Origin of the sequence: Agrobacterium bohemicum (assembly GCF_001562555.1) — a bacterium.
In the GTDB taxonomy this organism is placed as follows: Bacteria; Pseudomonadota; Alphaproteobacteria; order Rhizobiales; family Rhizobiaceae; genus Agrobacterium; species Agrobacterium bohemicum.
This window is the reverse complement of record NZ_KQ961028.1, coordinates 243,345-255,350: the sequence shown is the minus strand read 5'-3', so window position 1 is coordinate 255,350 and position 12,006 is coordinate 243,345. Positions and strand designations below refer to the sequence as shown.

Sequence of the window (12,006 nt, the reverse complement as noted above, 5' to 3'; positions counted from 1 at the left end):
CCTTTTGCATGGCAAGGTAAGGACGGGTCGTGAGCGGACTGGAAACGGCAATTAGGAATGCCCTCGAAAAATCGGACAGATCAAGCGCCGAAGTGCGCGCGCGGATCTACCAGTCGTCGCGGCAAGCGCTGGAAGCGGGTTTGCGCAAGCAGGGCATAGAAGACCCCGATGTGGTGGCGCAGCAGCGCCAGCGGCTTGAAATGCTGGTCCATGCTATCGAGAGTGAAGAACGCAACCGGCTGCTCAATGTCGTGGAAGATCATGTTCGGCGTGAAGCAGCCAGGGCGCCTGCTGCTGCGCCACAGGTTCCTTCGGTCACGCCATCTGTCTCGCCTGCGCAGTGGGAAGAGGAAGCAAACGACCTGCCGGTCGATGCGGAGGTGAGGGGTGAAACTCCGAATGCCGATCCCGCGGGTCACGATATAGAGGATTTTCGTGCCGAGCGCGGCGTGGTCGCGCCAGATGCCAGGTCTGCATCGGATTCGGATATGGGGTCTCTAGCATTCACGCCACAGCGCGCCGCAAAAGCGCGCCGTAAAAAGCGGCTGGTCGCGCGGTTGTTCATTTATTTTACCCTGTTGGCATTCCTGGGTTTTGGCGCATGGTGGGTCTACAGTTCCGGCCTGCTGCTTAGCCCTGCCGAACGTGACACCAGCGTCCCAAATCCGCCGCCGGAAGTGCAGTCGGAAGATTTCACGGGCACGGAGACCAAGCCGGAGCCGAGCCTTGAAGCAGGGCGTGGATTTTCTGATGCCTGGAACGAGATTTTCAATGCTGATCGTGGCAATTCAGGTCTTCAAGCAGGTTCTCTCGCCGCCATCGAGGACATCTCTACACCTGCTGGAAAAGCCGTGCGGCTGACATCACGCGTGGCGGAGGCTGATGGTAACGTCAGCATTGCCGTGCCGACAGAAGTGCTGCGCGAGATGGCCGGTAAATCCTCGACCATTGCCATAACACTACAATCCTCCAGCGACCGCCAGACGCAGCTGTCCATCAGCTGTGATTTCGGTAGCCTTGGAAATTGCGCCCGCCACCGTTTCACGGCAACGCCTGAGCGTGCGGACATGCTGATCAATGTGACGTTCGACCGGACGCTTGCTCCCAACAGTCCGGGCCGCATTGTCATCAACAGCGATGTCGATGGCAACGGTCGCCCGGTCAATCTCTACTCTGTCAGGATTCTGCCGGGCGAGTGATGCGAGGTGCTTTCTACTTCAAGAAATCCGGACCAAACCCCAGAATCTTGCCGTCGATATCGCCAATCGCCTTCTTGTCCTTGCCGTCATAGTCCAGCGACGCCAGGATGTGTTTGATCAGGTTAATGCGGGCGCGGCGCTTGTCATTGGCACGGATGACCGTCCATGGCGCTTCATCATTATGGGTTTTTTCGAGCATCAGGTCACGCATGGCCGTGTAGTCGTCCCACTTGGTCAGAGCGGCGATGTCCATGTCGGACAATTTCCAGGATTTCAATGGGCTATGACGTCGATCGTGAAAGCGGTCAAGCTGGGTTTCCCGGCCCGTGTCCAGCCAGAACTTGAACAGGTAGGTGCCTTCATGGACCACCATCTTTTCGAGGCGCGGCGTTTCCTTGAGGAAGCGCTTGTGTTCCTCCGGAGTACAGAAACCCATGATAGGTTCGACGCCTGCGCGGTTATACCAGGAACGGTCGAACATCACGAATTCTCCAGCGGTTGGAAAATGCGAGATGTAGCGCTGGAAATACCACTGTCCGCGTTCGGTTTCCGTTGGTTTGGTAAGCGCAACGACGCGCGCAGTTCGGGGGTTGAGATATTCCTTGATGACCGAAATGACCCCGCCTTTTCCGGCGGCATCGCGCCCTTCGAAAACCGACATCACGCGCTGGCCGGTGGCCTGCAACCAGTTTTGAACTTTCACTAGCTCGATCTGTAGCGCTTCCAGCGTCTTGTCATACTCGTCGCGGTTCATCTTCTTGTCGTAGGGGAACCCACCGGCGGAAAGTTTTTTATCTTCGACCCACTCCGGCAGAACGGGATCGTCGATGTTGAAGATTCGGGTTTTGCCTTCGATTTGAAGTTCAACCGAACGGTCCTTGGCGTTTTCGCTCATCATGGCTCCCTGGATGTGATGTTTGAGGTCGGCGTCTTGTCATTGCGTTGATACAGGCTGTGGAAAAGACATAGTGATGAATCTTTGTCATGAAAGAGGGATAAGAGGTTTCGATGCGCCGATTTCGGCGTAGAAGAAAAGTGGAAGACTATGGCAATCATGGAAGGTGGAGACGCAGTGGGGCGATATTTGCAGAAGCTTCGCAGAAGCTGGCTACCCATTATTGTCGTCACCTTGCTCGCCGCGGTCGCCCTGTCGGAGTTGCGCTCGCCCTATGTCCCGCTAGCACTCTGGTTGGGGGCGGTCTTGGCCATTCTGGCGATCAGCTCTGGTGTTGTCGCAAGATTGCCCCGGGAAAATACCGCCGAGGCAGAAAGAGAAGAGGAACAAGGTGTCAGCGAAAGCCTGATTGCCGGTGTTCGTTCCGGGCTTGCGGTTCTCGACACCCCGGTTTTCATTCTGGACCGTAATGCCAGCGTTCTCTTCGAAAACAGCGCCGCAGAAAAGGCGTTCGGAACACTTGCTGTCGGCTCGCACATTTCCGGACGACTGCGCTCTCCGGGTCTGCTGGATGTCATTCGCGAAACCATCGCCACAGGACAGCCCAATCAGGTCGAGCATTCGGAGCGATTGCCTTCCGAGCGTGTCTTCATCGTCCGCATTGCGCTGGCTGAAATGCAGGGGCAGGCAAGTGCGCCGCTTTACATTCTGTCTTTCCGGGATGTTTCGGAATTGCGCCGGATAGACCGGATGCGGAGCGACTTCGTCGCCAATGCCAGCCATGAACTGCGCACCCCACTGGCATCGCTTCGAGGCTTTATCGAAACCATGCAGGGCCCGGCCCGTGACGATCCAAAGGCGCGGGAGCGGTTTCTGGGCATCATGCTGGATCAGGCCACACGCATGAGCCGCCTTGTGGATGACCTGATGTCGCTGTCGCGGCTGGAGTTGCGCGCCAATATCGCACCCGATCAAAAGGTTGATCTGGTGCCGTTGCTGGGTCATGTCAGGGACTCGCTGCTTCCATTGGCGCAAGATCTCGACATCGAAATCAATCTTCATATGCCTGCGGAAAAGGTCGAGGTCATCGGCGACCGTGACGAGTTGGTTCAGGTGTTTCAGAACCTTGTCGAAAATGCCTGCAAATACGGTCAGGATGGCAAGGTGGTGGACGTGTTTTTGCGTGCCAATCCTGGAAAACCCGTTGAGGTCGGCGTTGTGGATAAGGGGCCGGGAATTCCGGCGGAACATGTCCCACGCCTTACGGAAAGATTTTACCGTGTCAGCGTGGCCGATAGCCGCTCGAAAAAAGGCACGGGTCTCGGGCTTGCCATCGTCAAGCACATCCTCACCCGCCACCGCGCCAGGTTGATTATCCGGTCGGAACTGGATGTCGGAACCGACTTCACCGTGAGATTTTGACATAAAACGCATATCGCGGATTCTATGAAGAAAAAAAATTTATAATAATCAGATATTTAGATTGTCACAAATACTTCATCGAAGTGACATAAAAGGGTGTGGCAAGACTGGTTATGAAGAGGTCGCCGGGGCAGCCCATAGTTGGGCAAGAGGGTAAAACTCCTGCCGGCAGCGTCCACAAATGCCCACCGCGGGCACCCTACGGGAGATTCACATGAATATCGTTAAATTGTCCGCAGCAGCCTTGGTGGCTTCAGTTGCCTTCGCAGGCGCCGCCTCTGCTCGCGACCAGATCCAGGTTGCTGGTTCGTCCACCGTTCTGCCTTACGCAAAGATCGTTGCTGAATCCTTCTCCGAAACATTCCCTGACTTCAAGGCTCCAGTTGTTGAGTCCGGCGGCACAGGCGGTGGTCTGAAGGCATTCTGCTCTGGCGTTGGTGAAGGCACAATCGACATTGCCAACGCTTCGCGCGCTATCAAGGCTGACGAACTTGCAGCTTGTAAGGCTGCTGGCGTTACCGACGTTCAGGAAGTGAAGATCGGTTACGATGGTATCGTCTTTGCGATGGACAAGTCCAACGCCGACGTCAAGCTTGAGGCAAAGGACGTGTACCTCGCTCTGGCCGCTGAAATCGTCAAGGACGGCAAGCTCGTTGCCAATCCTTACAAGAAGTGGTCGGAAGTCAACAAGGAGCTGCCAGACGTAGCGATCGCCGCTTACATTCCTGGCTCCAAGCACGGCACACGCGAAGTCTTCGAAGAGAAGATCATGGCTGATGGCTGCAAGGAAGCTAAAGCAACTGACGCTCTCAAGACCCTCGTTCCCGACGCCAAGCAGGCTGCTGCAAAGTGCATCGCAGTTCGTAAAGACGGCGCTGCTGTCGATATCGACGGCGACTACACGGAAACGCTGGCTCGCATCGCTGCAAACAAGACCGGCGTTGGCGTATTCGGCCTCGCATTCTACGAAAACAACATGGACAAGCTGAAGGTTGCAACCGTCGGCGGCATCGTTCCGACCACGGAATCCGTTGCAAGCGGCAAGTATCCAGTGTCTCGTCCACTGTACTTCTACGTCAAGAAGGCCCACCTCGGCGTTATTCCTGGCCTCAAGGAATATGTTGAGTTCTTCGTTTCTGACGAGATGATCGGTCCAGAATCTCCTCTGGCAAACTACGGCCTGGTTGCTGCTCCTGAAGCAGAACGCAAGGAAATCCGCGCCCAGTTCGAAACCGGTAAGGTCATGTAAATCCTGACGGAAGGCGCGGCACCACTGCCGCGCCTTTCATCTATCTGTCTGCCAAGGCACCCATGGGCTGACAGGCCCTATTTACCGGACGCTCAGACCCGATGAATAGGATCTATCAATCTGGAAAGTCGAAGCCGAGCAGGGGATACAGCGCCTGTCACGAAACCGTACGACCTCAAGGTCAGTCCGGTCTTCGGACGATCCGATGTGCAAATTACAAAGCTGCCTGATACCGCATCCACTTTTCTGATGCGCCGAGGAAAGTCTCCATGAACACATCCATACTTTTGCTTATATTGGCGCTGATCGGCACAGCCAGCTATTTGCTTGGCACACGTCGCGCAGTCGCAATGGTGGGCGCCAGCGCCACAAAGATGCATTCGCGGCCGGGTTATCACGGCTCCTATGTTCTCGTCTGGGCGGTTCTTCCTGCAGCGTTCATTCTCGCGCTTTGGCTGGTTATCAGCCCCTTCGTTATCACCTCTTCGGTGCGCGCCGCGTTTCCAGAAGATATCCGGGCGCAATCGGAAGCTCAGCAGAGCCTCAATTACGGCATGGTCGGCTCAATTGCGCGTGGCCTCGAGCGCCTGACACCGGAAGAATTTGCTGCGGCCAAGGCCGATCCGGCCACATTGCGGCCGCTGCTGGGGTCAAAGGGCGTTGCCATTGCCGGAGATCCGCAGCCTTACATGGTCGAAGCAGCTGAAACGCTGAATACCATGTCCGCGGCCAGTCAGGTCGGCATGGTTCTCGTCGTGCTCGTCGTGGCGATTGGCGGTGCAGTCTACGCCATGCGCGGCATTGCTCCACGGTTCAGGGCGCGTAACAATGTCGAGAAGGTCATTCTTGCCGCTCTGGTGCTGGCGTCGTCCATCGCCATTCTCACAACCATCGGCATTGTCTTGTCGATGCTGACGGAAGCCATTCAGTTCTTCAACATGGTGCCCGCCCATCAGTTCTTCTTCGGAACGGTGTGGGACCCACGTTTTGCCGCTGCCGGTTCTACCGATAGTGCAGGTCAATTCGGCCTTATTCCCCTTCTGGCCGGCACGCTCTATATCGGCTTCGTCGCCATGCTGGTTGCGGTCCCGGTCGGTTTGTTTTCAGCCATCTACATGGCCGAATATGCAAGCCCTCGTTTCCGCTCGGTCGCAAAGCCGCTTCTGGAAGTGCTGGCGGGTATCCCTACCATCGTCTACGGCTTCTTCGCGCTGACAACCGTCGGCCCGTTCCTGCGCGACATTTCCTCGCAGATCAACGGACTGGCGACTGGCGACTACACGAACTTCATCCAGGCGCAGAGCGTCATCACCGCTGGCTTCGTCATGGGCATCATGCTGATCCCCTATGTGTCTTCGCTGTCGGATGACATCATTACCGCAGTACCCGGCACAATGCGTGACGGTTCACTCGGCCTGGGCGCCACCCGTTCTGAAACGGTCAAGAAGGTCATCCTTCCGGCAGCCCTTCCGGGCATTGTCGGTGCGATCCTGATGACGGCCTCGCGTGCGATCGGTGAAACCATGATCGTCGTGCTGGCCGCAGGTGTGGCAGCACGCCTGCAACTCAACCCGTTCGAGCCGATGACCACCGTCACCGTCAAGATCGTCAGCCAGTTGACCGGTGACCTTGAGTTCACCTCGCCGCAGACACTGGTTGCCTTCGCGCTTGGCATTACCCTCTTTGCCATCACGCTTTGCCTCAATATCTACGCGCTCTACATAGTGCGCAAATACCGGGAGCAGTACGAATGACCGACGTCGTTACTCCGGGCACTATTGCCCCAGCCGCAACGAAGAAGGTCCGGCGCGATATCGGCATCAAACGCCGCTACGCCTCCGAGCGCCGCTTCCGCGCCTACGGTCTCGCAGCCATCACCTTTGGTTTGCTGTTCCTGTTTCTTCTGCTCTGGTCGGTCGTTGGCAAGGGTTACACAGCGTTCCAGCAGACCATGATTACCGTCCCGGTCGAGTTTTCTGAACAGATCATCGATCCGGATAATGTGCGTGCTCAGAACCCGGCCAAGCTCGTTACGGCCAACTATCCTCTCGTGGCCCGCAATGCGGTGGCCAAGGCACTTGGCGTTTCGCTGGATGACCGCACGGCTCTGCGCGGTGTCTCTGCGATGATTTCGGATGGTATCCGCGTTCAGCTCCGGGATGTCGTCGTCAATGATCCAAGCATCATCGGCACAACACGCACCGTCTCCCTTCTGGCGTCGGGCGATCTCGACAGCGCCTTCAAGGGCCAGGTCGATCTGACTGTCAATGAACAGAACCGTCGGATATCCGATCAGCAACTCGCCTGGGTCAAGCAACTCACCGATGCTGGCCAGATTGCCAAGCAGTTCAACACCGGCATCTTCTTCAACGGCGCATCCAGCCGTCCGGAAGCCTCTGGCGTTGGCGTTGCTCTCATCGGCTCGTTCTACATGATGCTGATCGTGCTGGTTCTGTCTCTGCCCATCGGTGTCGCAGCGTCCATCTATCTGGAAGAGTTTGCGCCAAAGAACCGCCTGACGGATCTCATCGAGGTCAACATCAACAACCTGGCTGCCGTTCCCTCGATTGTTTACGGTCTGCTTGGTCTGTCGGTCTTCATCAACTTCATGGGCTTTCCACGCTCGGCCTCGCTGGTTGGCGGTCTGGTTCTGACCCTGATGACTCTGCCAACCATCATCATCGCCACCCGCGCGGCGCTGAAGGCAGTGCCACCCTCCATCCGTGCCGCGGCTCTTGGCCTTGGCGCGTCGAAAATGCAGACCATTTTCCACCATGTCCTGCCGCTTGCCATGCCCGGCATTCTGACCGGCACGATCATCGGCCTGGCGCATGCTCTCGGTGAAACCGCGCCATTGCTTCTGATCGGCATGGTCGCCTTCGTCACGAACTATCCGACAACACCCATGGACCCGTCTACGGCCCTGCCGGTGCAGATTTACATGTGGGCGAACGAAGCAGAACGTGCCTTTGTCGAAAGAACATCCGGCGCTATTATCATCCTGCTTATGTTCCTCATCGTCATGAATGTTGGCGCAATTCTGTTGCGTCGCCGCTTTGAACGGCGCTGGTAGAGGAGCTTGAAAGCTATGAACATGTTGTCGGAAGCAGCAGTTGAAAAGGCGCTGGACAAGAAAATGAATGAAGTTTCGTACAAGATGATCGGCAAGGACGTTTCTGTCTATTATAGCGAGAAACGCGCCCTTTACGATGTGAACCTCAACGTTCGCGAAAACACGGTAACAGCTTTGATCGGGCCATCCGGTTGTGGAAAGTCTACTTTCCTGCGGACGCTGAACCGCATGAACGACACGATCGACGGTTGCCGCGTCACCGGCAAGATCACGCTCGATGAGGACGATGTCTACGATCCCGCGATCGACGTAGTTGAGTTGCGCGCGCGCGTCGGCATGGTGTTCCAGAAGCCGAACCCATTCCCGAAGACGATCTATGAAAACATCGCCTACGGCCCACGCATCCACGGTCTTGCCCGCAGCAAGGCTGATATGGACCAGATCGTCGAAGCCAGCCTGCAAAAGGCCGGCCTGTGGAACGAAGCAAAGGATCGCCTGCACGAATCCGGTACCGGTCTTTCCGGTGGCCAGCAGCAACGTCTTTGCATCGCCCGCGCCATTGCCGTTTCGCCTGAAGTCATCCTGATGGATGAGCCATGCTCGGCGCTGGACCCGATTGCGACTGCCAAGGTCGAGGAATTGATCCACGAGCTGCGCGCCAACTATACGATCGTTATCGTGACGCACTCTATGCAGCAGGCCGCCCGCGTATCTCAGCGCACGGCCATGTTCCACCTCGGCCATCTGGTGGAAGAAAATGACACCGACAAGATGTTCACCAACCCGGATGACCAGCGTACGCAGGACTACATCATGGGCCGCTTCGGCTGATCTGCCGTTGGTTCACAACATCAGCGCAAACCGCTTGAGCCCGGCTGGGCTTGCGGAATCGCACCGAAACTGGAGAGTAGAACATGCCGACCCACTCGCATATCATGTCCGCTTACGATGAAGAGCTGAAGTTCCTGACCCGCCGTATCGCCGAAATGGGCGGTCTGGCGGAGCAGATGTGCGCGGATGCCGTGCGCGCCCTCGTCAATTCCGACGCAGCCCTGGCCCAGAAGGTCATCTCGGATGACACGATCCTTGACAACGCCGAACGCGAAATCGGCGACAAGGCCATCGTCACCATTGCCAAGCGCCAGCCTATGGCAGCCGACCTTCGCGAAATCATTGGCTCGCTGCGCATCGCTGCCGATCTGGAGCGCGTCGGCGACCTCGGCAAGAACACGGCCAAGCGCGTTATAGCGGTTGCCGGAACCGGCGTTCCTCGCAAGCTGGCGCGCGGTCTCGAGCATCTGTCCGAACTGGCGCTGGTGCAGCTGAAAGACGTTCTGGACGTCTATTCCACCCGTTCGGCGGAAAAGGCACAGACCATCCGCGAGCGCGACGAGGAAATCGACGCGATGTACACCTCGCTGTTTCGCGAGTTGCTGACATATATGATGGAAGATCCGCGCAACATTACCACCTGCACGCATCTTCTGTTCTGTGCCAAGAACATAGAGCGTGTTGGCGATCATGCCACGAACATCGCGGAGACCATCTACTACATGGCCACCGGTAGCCAGCCGGAAGGCGAGCGTCCCAAGGACGACAGTTCCAACACGCTCGGTGCAGTAACCGAGTGAATTCCCTATAAGACTGGCGGAGTCCCTTAGCCATGGTGCCGAAAATAGCAGTTGTCGAAGATGAAGAGGCGTTGAGCGTTCTTCTTCGCTACAATCTGGAATCCGAAGGTTACGACGTGGACACGATCCCGCGTGGCGACGAAGCGGAAATCCGCTTGCAGGAGCGCACGCCGGATCTTTTGATCCTGGACTGGATGCTGCCGGGCGTTTCCGGCATCGAGCTTTGCCGCCGTCTGAGAATGCGTCCTGAAACCGAACGCCTCCCGATCATCATGTTGACGGCACGTGGTGAGGAAAGCGAACGTGTGCGTGGTCTGGCCACCGGTGCCGACGACTATGTGGTCAAGCCATTTTCAACGCCGGAACTGATGGCCCGCGTCAAGGCCATGCTGCGCCGCGCTCGTCCCGAAGTCCTGTCTTCGGTGCTGAAATGCGGGGATATCGAGTTGGACCGGGAAACCCACCGGGTTCACCGCAAGACCCGTGAAGTGCGGCTCGGACCAACCGAATTCCGCCTGCTGGAATTCCTGATGGTGTCTCCCGGTCGTGTTTTCTCGCGCTCTCAGCTTCTCGACGGCGTCTGGGGTCACGACATCTATGTGGATGAACGCACCGTGGACGTCCACGTCGGCCGCCTGCGCAAGGCGCTCAACTTCTCCAATATGCAGGATGTTATCCGCACCGTGCGCGGCGCGGGATACTCTATGGAAGCCTGATAGATATCAGACTTCCAGATTGATTGGGTAGCGCGCGTAAAGTCTTTCTTCTTGGCTCAGGCGCGCGCGCTGCAAAACTTCGACGTAGCGCTGTTTTGCTCGAATTCCATAACTCGTTTTCATCGCGCCCATCATTTCGATGTCCAGGTACATCCAGTTCCAACGAGATGGTAGGACACTTTTGCGGGACGTAAAGAGCGCTCCTTTTTGATTGCGTGCATCATAAGTTCTGTCGAATTCAACTCGAATGCGGCATCATCGATGTCCTCGGCTTCCCTGCGCCAGTATTCCTTGCCGCGCTCTTCACAGATGAGCCAATAGTGATTATTGGCCCACTCAACGTATACCCTTCCATCTCCACAAGACCGACGGGAGATGGATAGAAAAGGAGCTTCAATAACTTTGGACCATATGTCTGAGATATATTTTTCCAAGACGTCGATTGGGTCCAGGGGCACCTCTTTCTGATATAAAAGCCAACTGCCAGCATGCACCAAACGTACCCTTCGAGCAGCGCCATCGGTAGTCGATGTCATTATCTCAAAATTAAAGTTTGACTATCCGACGATAAACGTCTATCAATGTCATATCGATATTTTGCTTGCTGAGCTTTGGTTGCCGCGCGATTAGCACCGCGTTTTGAACTAACCCTTTCCTTCAAAAAAATCGCTATAATCGCACGCGGGACGCAAGTTCTGCGATCTATCTCTTATGCTTTGAAAGGGTTCATTATGACCACAGGCACAGTAAAATGGTTTAACTCCACCAAGGGCTTCGGCTTCATTCAGCCTGACAACGGCGGCACAGACGCATTCGTACACATCTCCGCTGTAGAGCGTGCAGGTATGCGCGAAATCGTTGAAGGCCAGAAGCTGAGCTACGACCTTGAGCGCGACAACAAGTCGGGCAAAATGTCTGCTTGCAACCTGCAGGCTGTATAATACGGACTCTGCTTTCCATTGACCACGGATGTACTGGCATTGTTGAAAGCATGAGACCAATCGAGGTCAGGCAGGTTGCCTGGCCTTTTTTTGTGCCGCTCGACGGCCAAACGCTTGAACGTATTGCATCGTCGAGATGCACGAATACGCTTCGAGCAATAAATCTGCGTATCGTCCTTTTTAAAAAATCGATTCCGATTTTCAGTGCGATGCGATAGGAAGGGAACTCCATGTCTGACGCTCACAGCAAATCTCGCAAGCAGGCCGAAATCGCTTTCGGCGCTACGCAATCGCAGTTTTTTGCACGCGGTCGTGCGGTTGATGAACTCAACTCCATTGCCCAGGCTCGCGACGAAAAGACCATCAGGCTGCGTGAAGCGCGCCTTGCGAAAGAACTTGACGACAGCATGAAACCCGCAGTCATCCCAACGAAACGCGCCAAAAAATCCTGACCCCGGTCGGCATGACGCATCAACTGGAATAGAGATTTGAGAAACACTAGAAATATCAAGAACAACGAAGTTTCCGAACGTCGCGGCGCCGCGGCCGACGCGAAGGCCGCTCTTTTGAAGGCCTATCGTGAAGCAAAGGAAGCTGCCGCACCGACACTCGAAGCCAAGCAGGCAGAGCAGATTGCTGTTGCCGAAGCACGCAGAGCGCGTCAGGCCGAAAGAGATGCGCAGAAGCGTGAAGAAAAACTTCGCCTCGAAGCTGAAGCTGCGCAACGCGAAGCCGAACTCGAAGCTGCCGCAAACGCTGAAGAAGACGCCCGCAAGGCGGCTGAAAAAAATCGTATTGCTCGCGTTGTCGAAGACGAAGCGGCCCGCAAGGCAGAACGCGATCGTCGTTATGCCAACCGCAAAGCCCGCCAAGGCTGATC

13 protein-coding genes are annotated in these 12,006 nt (G+C 56.3%); 11 read left to right on the top strand and 2 right to left on the bottom strand.

The features are described 5' to 3' along the window. Positions 1–29 precede the first annotated feature (29 nt). Complete coding sequence (locus tag ATO67_RS11955) at positions 30–1,199, top strand: hypothetical protein (protein ID WP_067648915.1); 1,170 nt, start codon at positions 30–32, stop codon at positions 1,197–1,199. Between the two features lie 13 nt (positions 1,200–1,212). Here the strand turns inward: ATO67_RS11955 and ppk2 are convergent, their stop codons facing one another. After that, positions 1,213–2,094, bottom strand: coding sequence for a polyphosphate kinase 2 (gene ppk2 / locus ATO67_RS11950; protein WP_067648912.1), 882 nt, complete (start codon positions 2,092–2,094; stop codon positions 1,213–1,215). Between the two features lie 150 nt (positions 2,095–2,244). On the opposite strand from ppk2, the gene phoR reads away from it, so the two are divergent. The 7 genes from phoR (at position 2,245) to phoB (ending at position 10,185) form a co-directional block, all read left to right on the top strand. Continuing rightward, positions 2,245–3,516 carry a phosphate regulon sensor histidine kinase PhoR gene (phoR, locus tag ATO67_RS11945; protein WP_067648909.1) on the top strand — a complete coding sequence of 424 codons (1,272 nt, stop codon included), beginning with the start codon at positions 2,245–2,247 and terminating at the stop codon, positions 3,514–3,516. Between the two features lie 214 nt (positions 3,517–3,730). Next, entirely contained in the window at positions 3,731–4,765 is a 1,035-nt protein-coding gene (locus tag ATO67_RS11940; protein WP_067648906.1) for a substrate-binding domain-containing protein, read from the top strand. Positions 4,766–5,034: 269 nt separating this feature from the next. Continuing rightward, a complete protein-coding gene (gene pstC, locus ATO67_RS11935; RefSeq protein WP_067648903.1) occupies positions 5,035–6,519 on the top strand; it encodes a phosphate ABC transporter permease subunit PstC in 1,485 nt (494 codons plus the stop codon). Continuing rightward, positions 6,516–7,838: a phosphate ABC transporter permease PstA gene (gene pstA, locus ATO67_RS11930; RefSeq protein ID WP_067648900.1), complete on the top strand. Its 1,323-nt coding sequence runs from the start codon at positions 6,516–6,518 to the stop codon at positions 7,836–7,838. The genes pstC and pstA overlap by 4 nt, the downstream gene beginning before the upstream one ends. 15 nt (positions 7,839–7,853) lie before the next feature. Further along, complete coding sequence (gene pstB / locus ATO67_RS11925) at positions 7,854–8,669, top strand: phosphate ABC transporter ATP-binding protein PstB (RefSeq protein WP_067648897.1); 816 nt, start codon at positions 7,854–7,856, stop codon at positions 8,667–8,669. An 83-nt stretch (positions 8,670–8,752) separates the two neighbouring features. Next, the gene (phoU, locus tag ATO67_RS11920; RefSeq protein ID WP_067648894.1) at positions 8,753–9,469 is read left to right on the top strand and encodes a phosphate signaling complex protein PhoU; all 717 of its coding nucleotides are present in this window, start codon (positions 8,753–8,755) and stop codon (positions 9,467–9,469) included. Between the two features lie 32 nt (positions 9,470–9,501). Continuing rightward, positions 9,502–10,185 carry a phosphate regulon transcriptional regulator PhoB gene (gene phoB / locus ATO67_RS11915; protein ID WP_045229896.1) on the top strand — a complete coding sequence of 228 codons (684 nt, stop codon included), beginning with the start codon at positions 9,502–9,504 and terminating at the stop codon, positions 10,183–10,185. Positions 10,186–10,191: 6 nt separating this feature from the next. On the opposite strand, the gene ATO67_RS23110 is transcribed toward phoB, so the two are convergent. After that, complete coding sequence (locus tag ATO67_RS23110) at positions 10,192–10,338, bottom strand: hypothetical protein (RefSeq protein WP_157940937.1); 147 nt, start codon at positions 10,336–10,338, stop codon at positions 10,192–10,194. Between the two features lie 578 nt (positions 10,339–10,916). On the opposite strand from ATO67_RS23110, the gene ATO67_RS11910 reads away from it, so the two are divergent. The 3 genes from ATO67_RS11910 (at position 10,917) to ATO67_RS11900 (ending at position 12,004) form a co-directional block, all read left to right on the top strand. Continuing rightward, positions 10,917–11,126: a cold-shock protein gene (locus ATO67_RS11910; protein WP_067648892.1), complete on the top strand. Its 210-nt coding sequence runs from the start codon at positions 10,917–10,919 to the stop codon at positions 11,124–11,126. 230 nt (positions 11,127–11,356) lie between these two features. After that, a complete protein-coding gene (locus tag ATO67_RS11905) occupies positions 11,357–11,578 on the top strand; it encodes a hypothetical protein (protein ID WP_067648889.1) in 222 nt (73 codons plus the stop codon). A 36-nt stretch (positions 11,579–11,614) separates the two neighbouring features. Beyond that, positions 11,615–12,004: a DUF6481 family protein gene (locus ATO67_RS11900; protein WP_067648886.1), complete on the top strand. Its 390-nt coding sequence runs from the start codon at positions 11,615–11,617 to the stop codon at positions 12,002–12,004. Positions 12,005–12,006: the final 2 nt, after the last annotated feature.